Genomic DNA, 20,308 nt, shown 5'->3' with positions numbered 1-20,308 from the left:
ATAGCACCTCAAATTTTTTCTAATGGAACGGGTATTTCATTTAGTATTGAATTAATCAGACTAAAATTATCGGAAGCATTCTGTTTTGATATTATCCTGTGATTTAAAACATATGGAGCTAAGAATTTTACGTCTTCTGGAATTATAAAATCCCTTTTATTTATTGCAGCATATGCCTGACAAGCTTTAAATAACGCTAAAGTTCCTCTTGGGCTTACACCTAAATCTATTTTATCGCTTTTTCTTGTTGCTTCAACTATATCCATTATATAGCTGAGAACATCCTCAGTAGCCTTGACATGCACATAATTTTTCTTTACATATTCAATTTCGTCTATATTGACTACTGATTCTAACTCATTTTCAAAAAATCCTTCTGAAAATCTATTTATTATTTCGATTTCTTCATTTCTAGCAGGATAACCCATGCTTATTTTCATCAAAAATCTATCAAGCTGTGCCTCAGGAAGAGGGAATGTCCCAAATGTTTCAACGGGATTTTGAGTTGCAAGGACCATAAATGGGAATCCAAGTCTTCTTGTAACTCCATCAACAGTAATCTGTCGCTCCTCCATTGCCTCAAGAAGGCTTGATTGAGTCCTTGGAGTAGCTCTGTTTATTTCATCTGCAAGGATTATGTTTGAAAATAAAGGTCCCTTTCTAAACTCAAAGTCGCTGATTTTAGTGTTGTAAAAGTTAATACCTGTAATATCTGACGGCAAAAGGTCGGGTGTAAATTGGATTCGTTTAAAATCAACCCCTACGCTCCTTGCGAATGATTTAACAAGGGTGGTTTTACCAACGCCCGGCACATCCTCGATTAGTATATGTCCACCGACGATAAAGGATACTATTACTAGTTCTATCTCTTTTTCTTTGCCTATAATGACCTTTGATATGTTTTGCTTAATTTTATTATTAAAGTTTGAAAAAATAATAACGTTCATAATTAATCCTCCAAAATGTTTACTACAAGTAATTATACTACAAATTATTATATTTTAAAAATTTAAAAAATTCTATATATCCAAATTATACTATATTTTGACAATAAAATCACATAAAGGTTAATATATTGTAATATTCAAAATATTTACAAATATTTCATAAAGTTTTATAATGTTATATACATCGATAAAACCAAAATTTTCTAAGGGGGGATAGCTTTGAAAAAGCACTTTAAAATTTTGACCTCATGGTTATTGACGTTCTTGATGATTTTAACAATTTTAGGACCTGTAAGTGTAAGTGCTGATTCTAACACTGTGGAAATTCAAATCCTTGCAACAAGCGATTTGCACGGAAAGTTCCAGGCGTATGATTATGCAACAAACTCAGTATCAAAATCGGGTAGTTTAGCTCAAATATCTACAGCCATAAAAAAATTCAAAGCCCAGAATCCAAATACATTAATAGTTGATAACGGCGATACAATTCAAGGCAACAGTGTCCAAATATTTAACAATGAAGATAGTCATCCAATGATAACAGCAATGAATGAAATTGGATATGACACCTGGACATTTGGAAACCATGAATTTAACTATGGCGTTCCAACTCTTGAAAAGATTGCAAAACAATTTAAAGGGACGGTTCTTGGAGGTAATGTTTATAGACCTGATGGAACAAGACTTGGAGCTCCATACGCTATAATCGAAAGAGGCGGAGTAAAAATAGGTATAGTTGGTATGGTAACTCCACATATAACAAAGTGGGATGCTGAAAATCTTAAAGGATATAAAGTAACAAGTCCAATCGAAGAAACAAGAAAAGCAGTAGACGAGATTAAGGATAAAGTTGATGTAATAATAGCTGTTGAACATATGGGTCCCACACCGGAATACGGTGATGATGGTGCAGACCTTCTTGCTAACAAGGTTCCAGAACTTGCTGCAATCGTTGCAGGCCATGCCCATATGAAAGTCCCAAAGAAGGAAGTTAATGGAGTAATAATAGTTGAACCTGCAAATGCGGGAACTCAACTTGCAAGAATAACAATCAAATTGACTAAAGATGCTAAGGGTAAATATAAAATAGCTAATAAAGCCAGCGATGTTAACTCAGAACTTATAGATATGGCAACTTATGAAGAAGACCAGGAGCTATTAGCTAAATTAAAGCCATTCCACGACAAAGCTCTTGCTGATGCTAATACAATCATAGGAAAACTTGTAGGTGGAGATTTAGCACCAGCAAATGAAATCAACGGAATTCCTCAGGCGCAATTGCAGCCAACTGCAATGATTGAACTTATTAATAAAGTTCAGATGCATTATACAAAGGCTGATGTTTCAGCAGCAGCTCTTTTCAATGCTAAATCTAACATTAAAGAAGGGGACATTAAAAAATCAGATTCATCTTTAATTTATCAGTATGACAATACCCTTTATATGTTAGAGGTTACAGGAAAGCAACTTAAAAAATACATGGAATGGTCGGCTAATTATTATAACACATTTAAACCAGGAGATTTGACAATTTCATTTAATCCAAATATAAGAATGTATAATTATGATATGTTCTACGGAGTTAAGTATGAAATAGACATATCACAGCCAGAAGGAAGCAGAATAAAGAATTTAAGATACATGAACGACGTTCCTGTAAAGGATGATGACATAATTAAGCTTGCTGTAAACAACTACAGAGCAAACACGACGCTTTTAAACAAAGACACTGGTTTGTTTAAAGGTGAAGACGTAAAGGTATTATTTAATTCAGATCTTGACTTTAAAGAAGCTCCACAAGTTAGGGACATGATTGCTAAGTATATAAAAGAAGTTAAAGGTGGAGTAATTTCCCCTGAATGCAGCTACAATTGGAAATTGACAGGATATTCATGGGATTATGGAAAACACTCAAAAGTTGTTGAGATGATTAATAGTGGTTTGATGAGTCTACCAACTTCTGCTGATGGAAGGACACCAAATGTAAAATCAATAACTTGGGATATGGTTCCAGATATAAAAAACACTATTAATGTTTTATCATTTAACGATTTCCATGGAACATTAAAATTTGAAGGTAAAAATCCTGGAGCTGCTAAATTTGCTGGATTTGTGAAGAAATATATTAAGGAAAATCCAAATTCAGTAGTCGTTTCAGCAGGAGATATATATCAGGGAAGTGCAATGTCTAATCTTTTATTAGGAAAACCTGTTTCAGAAATGTTAAAATCAATAGGTATCGCTGCTTCTGCAGTAGGCAACCATGAATTTGATTGGGGTGCAAATAATTTTGAAACATGGTCAAAAGAAGGTGGATTTGAATTCCTTGCTGCAAATATTTATGACAAAAAGACTGGTAAACCAGTTTCTTGGGCAAAGCCATATAAATACGTTACTATAAATGGAAAGAAAATTGCATTTATTGGTATTGCTACACCTGAGACGTTATATAAGACAAAACCTGAAAATGTAAAAGATTACGACTTCAAAGACCCATATCAAATCGCTTTACCTCTTGCATATGAATTGAAGATGGGAATGGTTCCAGAAGGTAGAGCAGATATAGTAATTGCACTTACTCACCTTGGTTCAGATGTTGACGCATCAAAGAATATTATTGGCGAATTTGAACCTCTAACCAAGATTAGTTATATTGATGCTATAATTACAGGCCATTTACACAAGTCCGTTTCGGGATACTTAAATGGGAAACCAGTAGTTCAAGCTTATTACAATGGAAGAACTTTAGGAAGATTAGCTTTGGAATTTAATTATGATGGAAAGTTTATTGGGGCAAGACCTTCGTTGATAAACGTTCCTATTACTGGAAGTGAAGTAGTTGAGGATGCTGAGGTTAAAGCAATGTATGAAAAATATGAAAACCAATTAAAGCCTATACTTGAGGTTGTTGTAGGAAAAACAACTGTTGAACTTCCTCATGATAGATTTGCTGGACCTTCACTCCTTGGTGAATGGGTAAGCGATGTTATGAGAAAAAGAGCAGGAGTTCAAATTGGTATTACAAACGGTGGGGGACTAAGAACTTCTATTCCAGCTGGAGATATTACAATGGGCAAGATGTATGAAGTAATGCCGTTTGACAATACTCTTGTTAAGATGGAACTTACAGGTGCAGACCTTAAGAAGGTTTTAGAAAACGGTATAATGAATCAAACAATTGGCTGGGTTCAAGTTGCAGGTGTAAAGGTTTATTATAATCCTAAGGCAAATGCTGGTGAAAGAATCACATCCATGAGACTTAATGATGGAACTAAGGTTGAAATGGATAAATATTATACAGTAGTTACTAACGATTTTATGTTTACAGGTGGAGATAACTATGATTTCAAAGGAGCAAAAAATGCCGTAGACACTAATATTCCAATAAGAGACGCATTAGTTGAAGAGCTGAAAAATGTTAAAACTATTTCGCCTGTTAAAGTAGGATATCTAATCGAAGGAGAGGACCCAGTAAAGGACACAAATAATAATAATTCTAATCCTCAGGTAAAGAAGTTTGTTACGGTAACTGCAAGCAGCCTTTATGTAAGAAGCTCATACAAAAAGGAAGCCAGGGCGATCGGTTCACTTAAGAGAGGAACAAAGGTTGAAGTTGTGGGTCAAGTTGGTAACTGGTTAAAGATTAAGTATAAAGGCAAGGATGGTTATATTTACAAGGCTTATACAAAATAATTTATTTATATTAAAATAGTTGGGATGGGCAAATGATAAAAAGCCCATCCCTTTTTAATAACTACAAATTACTTAATAAGCTTAACAACATCTTCAGAGAAAAACCAATAGTTTAAGTCTGATACTTTTTCGAGATTTGTGCAGATAGTTATTCCAGATAATTTGATTTCTTTGTTATTTAATATAGCATAATCTTTATAAACTGGTAATATAATTATCTTGTTTGAATTAGTAGTTATTTTCAATACAGGATTATTTGCATCAGTTGTATCGATGTTGACGCTTACCACTTTATTTTCTATAGATTTAGCTGAAACGAATAATTTTTTAGAAACGGAATCTAGACTAACATTCATAGCTTCGGCTATATATTTTGCAAGGTCTGTATTTTGAACTACTCCGGAAAGTCTGACATTTCTTGGGTGATAAACATATAATGGAACATCTTCTCCAGTATGACCAGTTGTTGTCCATCCAATACAAGCACGTTTACTAATCATTGGACCAACAATGTTTTCGAAATATACACCTTTGGGAGGCGATTTCAGGTAATCTAATATCTTGTTTGCTTCTTCGTCGGTTAAATCTATGATACCATAGTTTTCTCCTACTATTGTTTTTATTTCTGAAATGGACATATCTTTATTCAACAATTCATAAAGTTTTGTTGCAGTTATCTTTGCTTTTGTTAACGTGTCAACCACGTCACTAAGAGGCATTTTGTCATATTTACTATTGCTTTCAGAACTACCAATAGATAGACCACCATTTCCGTGATCAGGAGCTACAATAACTAAAGTATTTTTATCTCGTTTTGCAAAATTCAAAGCATATTCAACAGCTTTATCAAATGCTAAAAATTCACTTATGACTCCTATTGGATCATTACTATGAGATGACCAGTCAACCATACTGCCTTCAACCATTAGGAAAAAGCCATCCTTATCTTTTGACAATATTTCAATAGCTTTCTTAGTCATATCATATAAAGAAGGTTGCTTACTTGGATCCCTATCAAAATCCCTATTAAGATTTACAGGTGCAAATAATCCCCATAGTTTTTGTGATTTAGCATTACTTAATTCTTCAGGAGTAGTTACGACCTGATATCCTCTTTTCTTTAGAATATTTAATAAATCTTCTTTATCCTTACGCTTTGCTGGATCAAGAAAATCTAAACCTCCACCAAGAACAACATCAATATTTTGATATACTTGTTGTTCTACTAAAGTATATTCATCGCTTCTTGAGTAATAATGGCTTGAAAATGAAGCAGGGGTAGCATGTGGAATTTCGCATGTAACTACTAGGCCGGTAGATTTACCAGCCAATTTTGCAGCTTCTAAAACAGTTGCTATTGGCTTTTGAATATCATCAGCTTTAACAGCCGGAATGCCAGGCATTGATATTTTTTCGGGAAGAACGGAGATATATTTATTGTAAGTTTTAAATCCAGTCGCCATGGCTGAACCAGCTGGAGCAGAGTCAGTTATTATTCCATCTGACCAATATGTTTTTACTAATCCAGTTGCAATTTCATCAACTGCAAGTTTATTTTTACCATACTTAGCAAAGTTATACCAACGAGTTAATGTAATGTGAGAGATTGAAGTTCCATCAGGGATCAAAAATATTACATTTTTAACTAATTTGGGGTTAACAGTTTGCGGAACAACAATTGGTTTCTTTTTAATTTTGCTTGGAGTAGCAATTACTGTTGAAGAATAAGCAAATATTAAGACTGCAGAAAGAAGTAAAGAAAGAACTTTTTTGAATTTGGACATAAAATCCCTCCCGAATATAATTTTTACAATAGCAATAATATCATAAAATTGGAAATATTACAAATATTTAGTTTAGACAAGTTTTTTTGCAAAGCTGTCTTGTTCTTATCCCTTGTTAAAATAAGTCGAATTTGACAAAAAAATTTGAATTGAAAAAATTTAAAATTTTTTGTATAATTATATTGTTCAAACGTTTTCACAACTTATGAAGTTGTGAAAAATTTAGGACGGTGTCGTCCAAGCTATAAAACTTTTAAAAGGGGGATCTTTATGAAAAAATTATTAAGTGTCTTGTTGGCACTAACATTAGTAGTGTCATTGTTTGCAGGATGCTCAAAGAAACAAACAGAACAAACATCAAATGAGCAAACTCAACAACAGGAAGAAATTAAGCCAGAAGAAGGTGCAAGCCTTGTTGTTTGGGAAAGCGATGGACCAGAACTTGAGTTCATGAAGTATGTTGCTCAAGAATTTGAAAAGAAATACGGCGTTAAGGTTAAGGCTGAGCCAGTTGGACATACTGATGCATCAGGTAAGATTCAGCAGGATGGTCCTGCAGGTGTTGGTGCAGACGTTTTCGCAGCTCCACATGACCACGTTGGTAAGATGGTAGCAGCAGGATTGATTCAACCAGTCGGAAATCAAGATGATATTAGAAATAGATTTGTTCAAGCGGCTATCGACGGTGTTAGCTATGAAGGAACAGTATATGGTTACCCAACAGGTATTGAAACATATGCTTTATTCTATAATAAGGCAATAGTTAAGGAAGTTCCAAAGACTTTTGAAGAAATAGTTGAATTTGCAAAGACATACAACAATGCTAAGGAAAAGAAATATGCTCTTATGTGGGATGTAGGAAACTTCTATTTCACATATCCTTTCTTAACTGCATTTGGTGGTTATGTGTTTGGAAATAACGGAACAAACAAGGATGATATTGGTTTAAACAATGACGGTGCAGTTGAAGGTATGAAGTATTATAAAGAATTAAGAAAGATTTTTGATGTTATGCAAAAAGACGCTAACTATCAATTTATGGATGGACAATTTGCTGCAGGAAAGGCAGCTATGATTATAAACGGACCATGGGCAGTAGCTGGTTATCAAAACGCTAAGGTAGATTTTGGTGTTGCACCACTTCCAACAATGAACGGTAAGCAACCAATAACTTTCTCGGGTATTAGAGGACTTTATGTAAGCTCATTTACAAAGTATCCAAATGCAGCAAGATTATTTGCTGAAATGGCTACATCAGATGAAATGCTTGCAAAGAGATTTGAAATAACTAAGCAAATTCCACCTGCAAAGGCTGTTATGGAAAGACCAGAAATTAAGGATGACCCAATCGTATCAGGATTTATGGCACAAGCTCAAAATGCAGTTCCAATGCCATCAATTCCACAAATGGGTCTTGTTTGGGACCCAGCAGCTGCAGCACTTTCAACTATTTGGGATGGAAAGGCTGAACCAAAGGCAGCTCTTGACAAGGCAGTTAAGACAATTCAAGATGCAATAGCAGCACAAAAATAATATGCAAAGAGGCATGGGGAATTTCCCCCATGCCTTAAGTATAATTTTTATTTTTAACAAGCATTTAGGAGGGGGAAGGATGGAAAAAAGTAAAAAGGCGATGCTGCTATCCCTTCTGTTTATGGGAATAGGACAATTTTATAATAAACAGTATATAAAGGGAGCAATATATGCACTAATAGAAGTCATAACATTAATCTTTGGTATTCCTTATTTTAAAAAGTCAATTTGGGGACTTGTAACTCTAGGTGAAGTAAAATTTCATTATGTGAATGGAAAAGCTGTTTTTGACCATTCATTGTTTTTAATGTTACAGGGTATTATTGCTTTATTAATTTTGGCAATTATTATAATCGCTTATATATCTAATGTTTATGATGCAAAGAAAAATGCAAACAGAATGGAATATAAAAAAACTACAATACATGATGTTTTAGACAGAAATTTTCCTTTTATAATTTTAGCACCTGCAGCTGTTTTTGTAATGTTCATTGTTTTGTTTCCAATTATATTTTCAATTTTGATTGCATTTACTGATTTTTCTGGTCCTTATCATTTACCGCCAAGGGCGCTTTTAAATTGGGTTGGTTTAAATAATTTTAAGGATTTGTTTAAGCTTGAAATTTGGAGTGGAACGTTTTACGGTGTATTTGTTTGGACTGTAATTTGGGCAATTCTCGCTACAGTAACAACCTATTTTGTAGGGTTGTTTTTGGCGTTACTTATAAATTCTAATGAAGTCAAATTTAAAAAGTTTTGGAGAAGTATAATTATATTACCATATGCTGTTCCAGGATTTATTTCACTATTAGTTTTAAGACTTATGTTTTCAGGCCCTGGACCTATCAATGACTGGTTAGAAGCTATAGGACTACAAAGAGTTGGCTGGCTAACTGAACCAGGTCCAGCAAAATTTGTTTTAGTTCTTGTAAACATGTGGCTTGGAGCTCCATATTTTATGGCGCTTATGTCAAGCGTGTTGACAAATATATCAAAGGAACTTTATGAATCGGCTGATATAGACGGAGCAACTGGAGTTCAAAAATTTAGATTTATAACATTGCCAATGGTCTTGTATGCAACAGCTCCATTACTAATAACAAGCTTTGCATTTAATTTCAATAATTTTAATATTATTTATTTCCTTGCAGATGGGGGTCCTGTTAACCCTGAATACCAATACGCAGGTCATACTGATATATTGATTAGCTGGATATACAAATTGACATTAAATCAACAGCAATATCATATGGCATCTGTTGTTTCGATTATTATATTTATTATAATTGCGTCAATTTCTGCTTATAGCTTTACTCAGACCAGATCCTTTAAAGAGGAGGACTTGATACAATGATGAGTGCACCTAAGGTTGTAATTCCAACTAAAAAGAATAAAATATCCATAGGAAGAATTTTGGGAAAGATTGTTTTATATGCTATGCTTATTACTTCAAGTATAGTTGTTCTTGTTCCTATATTATGGATTATAGGCTCGTCACTAAATCCAGGGGACAGCTTATATACATCAACGATGTTTCCTAAGAATCCTACCTTTATTCACTATAAAGAATTATTTACAAAAACTGATTTTCCAATCTGGTATAAGAATACTTTAAAAATAGCATTTGCTAACATGATTTTATCAGTTATTCTAACAACAAGTTCATCCTATGTTTTTTCAAGATTTAAGTTTAAAGGAAAAAAACAAGGATTGATTACAATACTTGTTTTGCAAATGTTCCCAAGCTTTCTTGCTATGACAGCGCTTTATGTTTTATTGATGCAAATTAACCTGTTAAATACTCATTTAGGTTTAATACTCGTTTATGCAGGCGGTCAAATACCCTACAACACTTGGTTAATAAAGGGCTACTTTGATTCAATTCCTAAGAGCCTCGATGAGGCAGCAAGAGTTGACGGAGCCTCGAATTTCACTACTTTTACAAAAATAATACTTCCGCTTGCAAGACCTATTATAGTATTTATAGCCCTTACAAATTTTATAGGACCATGGATGGATTTTATATTCCCAACTTTAATATTAAGAACAGCAGAGAAAAAGACATTGGCCATGGGATTATTTGCTATGGTTACGGGTCAGACTAATACAAAATTTACAACATTTGCTGCTGGAGCCATTTTAGTTGCTGTTCCAATTACACTACTTTTCGTTTATCTACAAAAACATATAATAGCTGGACTTTCTTCAGGTGCAGTTAAAGGTTAAAAGTTATGCACCCTACAAGGGAAACCTTTTAGGGTGTTTTAAATTTTGCAGAAGGTGGTGGCGTTATGAATAAATGGTGGAAGGAAGGCGTGGCCTATCAAATATATGTCAGAAGTTTTAAGGACACTAATGGTGACGGAGTTGGGGATTTGAAGGGCATAATAGAAAAATTGGATTATCTTAAAGATTTGGGAATAGATATAGTATATCTAAATCCAATCAACAAATCCCCTAATGATGACAATGGGTATGACATAAGCGATTACTACGATATCATGGATGAATTTGGAGGGATGCACGATTTTGAACTTTTAATTGAAGAACTACATAAAAGGGGCATGAAAATTATAATGGACATGGTTATAAATCATACTTCGGATGAACACCCTTGGTTTGTAGAGAGCAGAAAAAGCAAGGATAATCCGTATAGAGATTATTATATATGGCATCCTGGTAAAAATGGAGGACCACCTAATAACTGGGGTTCATTTTTCGGAGGAAGTGCATGGGAATTAGACGATACAACAGGTGAGTATTATCTTCATATATTTTCTAAAAAGATGCCGGATTTAAATTGGAGAAATCCAAAACTAAGAGAAGAAATAAAGGATATGATAAGGTTTTGGATGGAAAAGGGAGTTGACGGATTTAGATTTGACGCTATTAACCACTTAGAAAAGAATTTTGATTTTCCAGATGCTGAAATTAAAAACGGACAGATATACGGAGACTTTATTAAACACGTTCAAAATCTTCCAAAAGTGCACGACTATATTAAGGAAATAAGAAGAGACGTGTTTAATAGGGATTATCATGTTCTTATAGGTGAAACAGGCGGAATTAGCTATCACAATGCATATATTTATACCGGTCTTGACAGGCAGGAGCTGGATATGACATTTCATTTTGATATGCATAGCGTAGGTAGAGGTGAAAATGACTGGGAAAGAAAAAGGATTGACCTTGTTAAGGATATTAAAGAAAAGATGAGCGGATGGCAATTAAGGGATGAAGGACAAGGCTGGTGCCCTTTATTTTACTCAAATCACGACACAACAAGGACGGTTTCAAGGCTTGGGAACGATAGCCGATACCACAGAGAAAGTGCAACGATGCTTGCAACACTGCAGCTTACCCAAAAGGGAACTCCTTTTATTTATTATGGTGACGAGATAGGAATGACAAATGCCTGGGATTACAAATTAGAAGATTACAGGGATGTCGCTGTATTTAACAAGTATAAGGATTTTGTTGAAACTGGGCTTGTGAGTGAAGAGGATTATTTAAAGGGGCTTCACTACATGTCAAGGGATAACTCAAGGACACCTATGCAGTGGAATGATGACAAAAATGCAGGTTTTAGTGAAGCTGAGCCCTGGATAAGAGTGAATACAAATTACAAAACTATAAATGTTGAGTCACAACTTAAGGACGAAAATTCAATCTTAAATTACTATAAGAAACTAATACAGATAAGAAAAAACAATAAGGAACTTATATATGGAGATTTTATAGAGATAAACAGGGAGCACGATGAAATTTATTCATATATAAGAAGAATGGAGGATTCAGCATTTTTAGTAATTGTAAACTTTTTTGATAAAAATCCAGAATTTATTCTGCCTGGGGATATTAAATTAAATGATGTTAAACTTGTGTTGTCAAATTATGAATGCGATGATGCTGATAATATCAAAAAAATAAAATTGCGTCCATATGAAGCAAGGGTATATAGAGTCAGATTATTAACTTGCTAAAATAAATTGTAGAATTATTATTATCTGTTGTTCTAACGAAACTGAATCAAATATATTAAAAACACAAATATAAAGCCCTATGATTTGAATTCATATCATAGGGCTTGTTTGTGTCATAGAAAGCGAAATATTTTATTTGAGACAGTTCAAACAAAATGACATGTCTGTATTGAATATTTTACCTATATTATGTAATATTAAATTAAAAGTTTTAGGGAGCTGATTTTATGGGTGAATCTGCGAAAAAAATTGATAGGAAGTTTACCTATAGAGACTATCTAAACACCAAAGAAGGGGAGAATATTGAAATAATAGATGGCATTATATACAATATGGTTGCTCCATCAAGAATACATCAGGAAGTTTCAATGAATTTTTCCAGGATAATTTCTACTTACTTGTTGAATAAAGAATGTAGGGCATATGCTGCACCTTTTGATGTAAGATTTATTAAGGAAGGGCAGACTGAGGATGAGATAGACTGTGTTGTGCAGCCAGATATTTCTATAATATGTGATAAAACAAAGCTCGATGACAAGGGATGCTTAGGAGCCCCAGACATGATAATTGAGATAGTTTCACCATCAAGTGCCTCCGTAGATTATATTAGAAAATTGAACCTTTATGAAAAACATAAGGTTAAGGAATATTGGATTGTCAATCCTGTTGATAAAATAGTAATGGTCTTTATTTTAAGCAAGAATGGGGAATATGGAAAACCTTTTATATATAGTGAAAATGATTTAGTAAAGGTTAATATATTTGATGACTTGAATATTAATTTAAAGGAAATTTTTAATTTTTGAGGGGGAACTATGAAAAAAAGAATATTTGAAATAGATATATTAAGGTTTATTGCAATCGTTTTAATGGTTTTATATCACCTAGCATATGACATAACATACTATCTCGATAAGAACATAAATTTTGAGGGATTAGGATGGACAATTGTAGGAAAGACGGCAGCATTTTTGTTTATTTTTGTATCAGGAATTTCAAGTGGTTTTAGCAAAGATACATTTAAAAGAGGATTAAAGGTTTTTGGATTTGGAATGATAATTACATTAGCAACTTTTATTTTTATAAGAGGTGAGTATGTCAGGTTTGGGATACTTCATTTTCTTGGCGCTTGCATGATGCTGTATCCATTACTTTATAGATTAAACAATGGTGTTTTGCTTATACTTGCTGTTTTTTCATTCTTTATGGGATTAGTATTTGACAAAATGTTTGTTGATACGTTTTTATTGATTCCATTTGGGCTTTATTACAGGAGCTTTGCTTCGATAGATTACTATCCAATTTTCCCATATATATCAATTTTCATTGTTGGAATTTTAGCATACAAGTTATATTATTATAAAAAACAGAGCATATTTAAAATGTATTTTGATTTAGTATTTATTAACTTTATAAGCAGAAATTCATTGGTTATTTATTTGATTCATCAGCCAATACTATTAGCTATAATTTTTATTATTAAATTGCTATACAAATGATTTAGGAGGTCGGATGATGATATATTTTGACAATAGCGCGACAACTAAGCCATATAAAGAAGTAGTAGACGAGGTAATGGATTGTTTGACTAATTATTTTGGAAATCCTTCGTCGGCACACAGATTAGGAATTGAAGCAGAAAAAAAGCTGAGCAGTGCAAGGGAAAGAGTAGCGAGGATTATTAATGCAGGTCCTAATGAAATATTTTTCACATCTGGCGGAACCGAGGCAAATAATACAGTTATCAAAGGGCTTTTGAAAAAAGGCGACCATGTTATAACGACTAAAATAGAGCATAAGAGCGTCATTCAGGCCGTTAAACAGTTAGAAGAAGATGGGATTGAGGCTACATATTTATCGGTCGATAAGGATGGAATAATAAATTTAGATGAACTGAAAAATTCTATAAAGGATAACACAAGGCTTGTGACCATTATGTATGTTAACAATGAAATAGGGTCAATTCAACCAGTTGAGGATATAATCAAAATTGTAAGAGAAAAGAGCAAGAAGGCAAAAATACATTTTGATGCTGTTCAAGCATTGGGGAAGATAAAAATAGATGTAAAGAAACTGGATGCCGACTTTTTATCCTTAAGTGCCCATAAAATACATGGACCTAAGGGAGTTGGTGCTCTGTATGTAAAAAAGGACTTGAAATTGAAATCCCTTTTAACAGGGGGCGGACAGGAGAAGGATTTGAGGTCGGGAACAGAAAACGTTCCGGGGATATCTGGTTTTGGTGTAGCCTGTGATTTTGCATATAATAATATTGAGAAAAATATAGAAAAAGTTAAAGAAATTAAAATGCATTTCATAAAGAGGTTAAGTGAAATAGATGATTGTATAGTCAACAGTCCATTTGATGATAAACATATAAACAATGTTTTGAGCGTTTCGTTTTTAGGGGTAAGGGGAGAGGTGCTGCTTCATGGGCTTGAGGATTATAAAATTTATGTTTCGACAGGCTCAGCATGTTCTGCAAAAAAAGCAGGGCATAAAAACTATGTTCTCCCAGAAATAGGACTTAATGAAGATGCTATTGAAGGAACCATTAGATTTAGCTTTTCGCACATGAATGAAATCCAAGAGGTCGACAAAACAATCGATGCACTAAAGAATTTGTTAAAGTTTTTGAGGAGGTTCAAAAGATGAAAAAACTACTAGTGAAGTATTCCAGCGAGATAACATTGAAGGGTCTTAATAGAAAGGTTTTTGAGGACCTTCTAATTAGAAACATTAGAAACAAGATAGGAAGAGAGGCAAAGATTACAAAGGAGCAGGGGAGAATAATAATTGAGAATTATACAGAAGACATGCTTGAAAAGGTAAACAAGGTTTTTGGAGTTTTAGGAGTTGCGGAGGCTGTTGTAGTCGATAAGGATATGGAAAGTATTGCAAAGGCAGCTGTTGATGTTTTAAAGGATATTCAATTTAAAACATTTAAGGTAGAGTGTAAGAGGCAGGACAAAAAATTCCCTCTAAATTCTCTTGAGGTTTCAAAGAAAATAGGGGGAGAAATACTTAAAAACATAAAGGATATATCAGTTGATGTTCATAAACCTGAGGTTGTTCTTACTGTAGAAATAAGAAACGACGCATATGTTTATTCTAATTTTATTCAAGGGCAGGGTGGAATGCCGTATAAGAGCGCAGGAAAGGGAGTATTGCTTTTATCTGGAGGAATAGACAGCCCGGTTGCTGGATATATGCTTGCTAAAAGAGGACTTGAGCTTATCTCGGTTTATTATCACAGCCACCCGTATACAAGCGAAAGGGCTAAAGAAAAAGTTATAAGCCTTGCTAAAAAATTAGCTGAATTCACTGGAAATTTGAAACTATATGTTGTTCCATTTACAAAAATTCAGATGGAGATTATTGAAAAATGTAGAGAAGATGAACTTACTATCATTATGAGAAGATTTATGATGAGTATTGCCGAGGAAATAGCGAAAAAAGAGGGTGCGATGTGTCTTGCGACAGGGGAGAGTTTAGGACAGGTAGCAAGCCAGACTCTTGAGAGCATGTATGTTACAAACAATGCTGTCTCAATGCCTGTTTTTAGACCTCTTGTTGGTATGGATAAGGTTGATATTATGGACATTGCAAGAAGAATAGACACTTATGAAACATCAATTCTTCCTTATGAGGATTGCTGCACTATATTTGTTCCAAAGCACCCTAAAACAAAACCAAGGCTTTGCGACATACAAAAATCTGAGGAAGTATTGGACATCAAAGGACTTATAGACGATGCTGTTAGCAATGCTGAAATAATTATAGTATAAATTCTGTTAAATTGGAGGATATTTATGGGGGAGTATGAGGCCATATTTAAAAGAAGGTCAGTTAGAAAATATCAGGATGAGGAGATAGCATTTGCACTTTTGGAAGAGATTAAGGAACTTGCAAAGTATCCTAATAAATTATTCGACATTGACTTTGACATACACGTTGTCGAAGATGGAAGTAAGATGCAAAACGTGTTAAAAGGGCTTATAGGAAGCTATGGGAAAATAATTGCGCCCCATTATTTAGTAGTTACTTCTGAAAAAAGAGAAGGGTATCTTGAAAACGTTGGATATGCACTTGAAGACTTGGTTCTAAAAATGACTGAAATGGGCCTTGGAACATGCTATATAGGTGGATTTTATGATAAAAATAAAGTTCAGGAAGTAATAGAGGTTAAAGATGGTCATGAAACAGTTATAGTTCTTGCATTTGGATACCCTTCTAAAGGGATAGATTATATTAAAATGCTTGTAGGAGCAAAAAGATTAGGAATAGACGAATTTTGCGATGGGGATTTTGACGAGCAGTGGAAGTATGTAATGGATGCTGTAAGGGTTGCGCCTTCTGCAATGAACAGCCAGCCTTGGAGATTTATTAAATACAATAATATAGTCGATGTATATATAAAGACTAATAAAAAATCTCAGCATATTAAGGATATGAATAAAATTGATATAGGCATTGCCCTTCAGCATTTGAAGGTAGCAGCTGAATATTTTAAACTAAGCGTAGATTTTAAAAGGTTAGACAAAGAGGATAAGGATGATTTGACTTATATCCTGAGCATTTTAGAAGGATAGTTTAGATAAAAAAAAGTCCCGGGGGGATCCCGGGTTGATTGGGTAAATGGGTTGGGGTTTTTTGTTGCCGCAATATTATTATAGCACCATTTTTAATTTTGTGTGTTAAGATTTTGTAAAAAACTAATATTTTTTGACGAAAAATGTAGAAATTTTTGTCGACATGATATAATAATTATATCGAAGTCATTAATAGTAACTAAAGGAGCGAAGTTATGGAGAGATTTTTAACATTAGGAATTGAAACAAGCTGCGATGAAACTTCTGCAGCAGTTGTGTTAAATGGAAGGGAAGTTCTTTCTAATGTAATCTATTCTCAGATTGATATACATAAGAGATTTGGGGGAGTTGTGCCCGAGGTTGCTTCAAGAAAACACGTTGAGATAATTAGCTTGATAGTTGAAGAAGCAATAAAAGAGGCTGGTATTAAATTTAGCGATATTGATTTGATTGCCCCAACTTATGGTCCGGGGCTTGTTGGTGCTTTATTAGTAGGTTTATCCTATGCAAAGGGGCTTTCATTATCATTGAAAAAGCCACTTATTGGAGTTAATCACATAGAAGGGCATATCAGTGCAAACTATATTCAACATAAGTATTTGGAGCCTCCTTTTTTATGCCTTGTTGTTTCGGGAGGACACAGCCATTTGGTTTACATAGAAGATTACGATACATATGAGATAATAGGAAAGACAAGGGACGATGCAGCTGGTGAAGCATTTGATAAAATTGCTAGGGCATTAGGGCTTGGATATCCAGGAGGACCTTTGATAGATAAAATTGCAAGGCAGGGAAATGAAGATGCAATTGACTTTCCAAGGGCTTATCTTGAGGAGGAATCATTCGATTTTTCATTTAGCGGCTTAAAATCAGCTGTCTTAAATTATTTGAATAAAATGAGCATGCAAGGAATAGAAATAAAAAAAGAGGATGTTGCTGCAAGTTTTCAAAAGTCCGTTGTAGAGGTTTTAGCGAATAAGACAATAAGAGCAGCTAAACTTAAAAAGATAAATAAGGTTGCACTTGCAGGAGGGGTTGCGGCAAATTCAAGGTTAAGGGACGAATTAAGTTTGTTATGTAAAAAATATGGATTTGAGTTTTACTATCCATCTATAGAGTTATGCACGGATAATGCAGCAATGATTGCAGCTTCGGGTTACTATGCATACAAAAAAGGAAGGGTGTCGAGCTTGTCAATTAATGCCTATCCAAATCTAAAAATTGGGGAAAAGCTGTGAAAAAAATGTAGATAATTTTCGAACCTTTGTGGATTTCTTTGTAATTAATAAACCGATTAACTGTGGATAATGTGGAGAAAAATATATAGTAATTGAAAATACTAACACAAAAATGTGGATAACCCTGTGGATGGTGTGGATAATTTACATAATATTTTAAAAAGTCAACTAAGTATCCATAAATTATATATTGCAAATTGTTACAAAAATGTAGTAATATCATTGTAGAATATTGTAGAATTGGGAGGAAAAAATGCAACTGGATAAATATTTACGCGATGGGGTCAGATATCATTTAATATCTTCAGATGACGATAATGTGACGGATATAATTGCACTATATTTTGATTGGGCGCTTAGAAACAACAAAAAGTGCATATTATATAAACATGCCCAAAATTTAAAGGAGCTGGAATTTTTCCTTGAACAATATGGGTATTGCTTTGATGCGCTCGTTAAGAGCGGAAAACTTTTGATAGATTCGGCGTATAATTATTTTGTCGAAAATAAGGTTTATTTAAATACTGAGATACTCATCAAAACTATTAATAATGCAATTGAGGAAGGTTTTAATGGAGTTGCAGTGGTGGCTGATAGAGAATGCTTCTTTGAAAGTGAATATGGAGAAGAAATATTGTATCAATATGAGAAAAAACTGGATGATATCTTTAGTAATAACCCTATATCAGCGTTAAGTATTTACAATCTTGATAAATTTGGTGTTGATGGCTTCTTTGCTATTACACACTTGAATCCCAATTTTATTTATAAAGTAATCAACGAGATTTTCATACATAACAAAGACATTGTTAGTTTTTCCTATGAAGAAGCTTTGGGCATAGTATATACATTTTTGAAACGAAGAGAAAAATCAGTTAGAGAAAGTAAAATATATAATTTCATAAGCAATATAGCAACTGAAGTATCTTATAAAAAGAATGAAGGCGAAATAATCGAAACTACATTAAAATATATTTGCAACACATCCTATGCAAATTTTGGATTTGTCGATATGAATGCAAATGAATCTGAAGGGATTACTGATTTGATTTCATATAATGTTCCTAATGAGATCATAGAAATTTATTTCTCAGATAATTTAAAGAAGAAGACTAGTGTTAATTTCGATAGGCTTAAATATTGGCTAATAAATGTAAATGAGTTGGATAAACATTATAAAGAAATTTTTAACAGATATAATATAGCATCAAGTGTTGTTATACCCATTAAATATGATGATAACATATTTGGATATATGTGGCTAGCTTCAAGAGATACAAATAATTCACTGTTTGATAATGCAGAATTTTTATATAAAGTTTGTGAGACTGTAGCAAAGATTATACTGCAATTTAAGAAATATAAAAAGATTCAGGATAGCATGGTTTTAACAAGCAAACTCCAGGCTTTAGGAGAACTAACAGGTGGAATTGCACACGAATTCAATAATATTTTGACTCCTATTTTAGGTTATGTTCAGGTATTAAGGGAGAAAATTAGGGACAGTGAGCTTTGTAATTATTTAGATATGATTGAGGAGAGCGCCAAGGACGGAGCCAAAATTGTTAAGAGGATTCAGGATTTTTCAAGCAAAAGAAATAAGGCAGTTGAGCAGGTTGATATAGACAAGGCAATACTTCACTCGGTGGAAATCACTAAGCCTAAGTGGGCATATGAAGCTCAAGTAGAGCAGAAAAAGATTGAAATGAGGTTGAATTTGCGTTCAGGTTCATTTATTGAAGGGATAACTACAGAGGTTAGAGAAATATTCGTAAACTTAATTTCAAATGCTGTTGATGCGATGCCAAATGGAGGACAAATCGAAATTGAGTCATATAATGAAAAGGATGTCGTGATAATTAGAGTTAAAGATAATGGAATAGGAATGAATAATGAAGTGCTATCAAGAATATTCGAACCATTCTTCACTACTAAGAATGAACGCGGAAATGGATTAGGGTTGCATATTGTTTACAATATAATTAATTCTATGAAAGGAAATATAGAAGTAAACAGCGTAGAAAATAAAGGAAGTGAATTTATTATCCGATTCCCAAGAAGGGCGAGAATGCTTAATGATGAAGAAAAGATAATTAGTTCAATAAATCAGAAAAGACTAAACATACTAGTAATAGATGATCAAAGTCAGGTTGCAGCTGTAGTTTCAGAGATGCTTGAGGTGCTTGGCCATAACACACAGGTTGTAAACGATGATGAGAAAATAATCGAAACATTCGATAAAAATAATTTTGATGTTGTAATATGCGACCTTGCAATGCCTAATATTACAGGCGTTCAGATATCAAAGATGATAAAGCAAAGAAAAAAAGATGCAGCATTTATTTTAATGACAGGCTGGCTAGGAAAGCTGAAGAACGATGACCTTGATTGTGTAGATTATATTATCAACAAGCCTTTCTCAATTGAAGAATTAAAGAAAGCATTAAATGAAATTCAAAAATCAATAGATGAAGAAGAAGCTGTCTCTTAAAGGAGACAGCTTAATTTATCTATTTAATAGTTTTCTGAAAACTCATT

General features: G+C 33.6%; 14 protein-coding genes. 12 read left to right on the top strand and 2 right to left on the bottom strand.

What is annotated here, in order from left to right; genetic code table 11:
• Positions 1-8 precede the first annotated feature (8 nt).
• Positions 9-947: an AAA family ATPase gene (locus tag ABG79_RS02330; RefSeq protein ID WP_057976733.1), complete on the bottom strand. Its 939-nt coding sequence runs from the start codon at positions 945-947 to the stop codon at positions 9-11.
• Between the two features lie 219 nt (positions 948-1,166).
• Here ABG79_RS02330 and ABG79_RS02325 point away from each other — a divergent pair, with 219 nt between their 5' ends.
• A complete protein-coding gene (locus tag ABG79_RS02325) occupies positions 1,167-4,640 on the top strand; it encodes a 5'-nucleotidase C-terminal domain-containing protein (protein WP_057976731.1) in 3,474 nt (1,157 codons plus the stop codon).
• A 68-nt stretch (positions 4,641-4,708) separates the two neighbouring features.
• Here ABG79_RS02325 and ABG79_RS02320 read toward each other — a convergent pair whose 3' ends face one another.
• On the bottom strand, positions 4,709-6,424 hold the full coding sequence (locus tag ABG79_RS02320) for an alkaline phosphatase (RefSeq protein WP_057976729.1): 1,716 nt from the start codon (positions 6,422-6,424) through the stop codon (positions 4,709-4,711).
• 270 nt (positions 6,425-6,694) lie between these two features.
• Here ABG79_RS02320 and ABG79_RS02315 point away from each other — a divergent pair, with 270 nt between their 5' ends.
• The 11 genes from ABG79_RS02315 (at position 6,695) to ABG79_RS02265 (ending at position 20,261) form a co-directional block, all read left to right on the top strand.
• Positions 6,695-7,957 carry a sugar ABC transporter substrate-binding protein gene (locus ABG79_RS02315; protein ID WP_057976727.1) on the top strand — a complete coding sequence of 421 codons (1,263 nt, stop codon included), beginning with the start codon at positions 6,695-6,697 and terminating at the stop codon, positions 7,955-7,957.
• Between the two features lie 79 nt (positions 7,958-8,036).
• The gene (locus ABG79_RS02310) at positions 8,037-9,311 is read left to right on the top strand and encodes a carbohydrate ABC transporter permease (protein WP_057976725.1); all 1,275 of its coding nucleotides are present in this window, start codon (positions 8,037-8,039) and stop codon (positions 9,309-9,311) included.
• The gene (locus tag ABG79_RS02305; RefSeq protein WP_057976722.1) at positions 9,308-10,183 is read left to right on the top strand and encodes a sugar ABC transporter permease; all 876 of its coding nucleotides are present in this window, start codon (positions 9,308-9,310) and stop codon (positions 10,181-10,183) included. The genes ABG79_RS02310 and ABG79_RS02305 overlap by 4 nt, the downstream gene beginning before the upstream one ends.
• Positions 10,184-10,248: 65 nt before the next feature.
• Entirely contained in the window at positions 10,249-11,940 is a 1,692-nt protein-coding gene (locus ABG79_RS02300; protein ID WP_057976720.1) for a glycoside hydrolase family 13 protein, read from the top strand.
• 227 nt (positions 11,941-12,167) lie between these two features.
• Positions 12,168-12,746 (top strand): Uma2 family endonuclease, encoded by a 579-nt coding sequence (locus ABG79_RS02295; RefSeq protein ID WP_057976719.1) that lies wholly within the window; start codon positions 12,168-12,170, stop codon positions 12,744-12,746.
• Between the two features lie 9 nt (positions 12,747-12,755).
• Positions 12,756-13,439 (top strand): heparan-alpha-glucosaminide N-acetyltransferase, encoded by a 684-nt coding sequence (locus ABG79_RS02290; protein ID WP_057976717.1) that lies wholly within the window; start codon positions 12,756-12,758, stop codon positions 13,437-13,439.
• A gap of 13 nt (positions 13,440-13,452) precedes the next feature.
• On the top strand, positions 13,453-14,595 hold the full coding sequence (locus ABG79_RS02285; protein WP_057976715.1) for a cysteine desulfurase family protein: 1,143 nt from the start codon (positions 13,453-13,455) through the stop codon (positions 14,593-14,595).
• Complete coding sequence (gene thiI / locus ABG79_RS02280) at positions 14,592-15,728, top strand: tRNA uracil 4-sulfurtransferase ThiI (protein WP_057976713.1); 1,137 nt, start codon at positions 14,592-14,594, stop codon at positions 15,726-15,728. The genes ABG79_RS02285 and thiI overlap by 4 nt, the downstream gene beginning before the upstream one ends.
• A gap of 24 nt (positions 15,729-15,752) precedes the next feature.
• Positions 15,753-16,532, top strand: a complete 780-nt coding sequence (locus tag ABG79_RS02275; protein WP_057976711.1) for a nitroreductase family protein — start codon at positions 15,753-15,755, stop codon at positions 16,530-16,532.
• Positions 16,533-16,747: 215 nt separating this feature from the next.
• Positions 16,748-17,770, top strand: a complete 1,023-nt coding sequence (gene tsaD, locus ABG79_RS02270; RefSeq protein ID WP_057976709.1) for a tRNA (adenosine(37)-N6)-threonylcarbamoyltransferase complex transferase subunit TsaD — start codon at positions 16,748-16,750, stop codon at positions 17,768-17,770.
• Positions 17,771-18,023: 253 nt separating this feature from the next.
• A complete protein-coding gene (locus ABG79_RS02265) occupies positions 18,024-20,261 on the top strand; it encodes an ATP-binding protein (protein ID WP_057976706.1) in 2,238 nt (745 codons plus the stop codon).
• Positions 20,262-20,308 lie beyond the last annotated feature (47 nt).

Origin of the sequence: Caloramator mitchellensis (assembly GCF_001440545.1) — a bacterium.
GTDB classification, from domain to species: domain Bacteria; phylum Bacillota; class Clostridia; order Clostridiales; family Caloramatoraceae; genus Caloramator; species Caloramator mitchellensis.
This window is presented reverse-complemented; position numbering and strand designations above follow the sequence as displayed.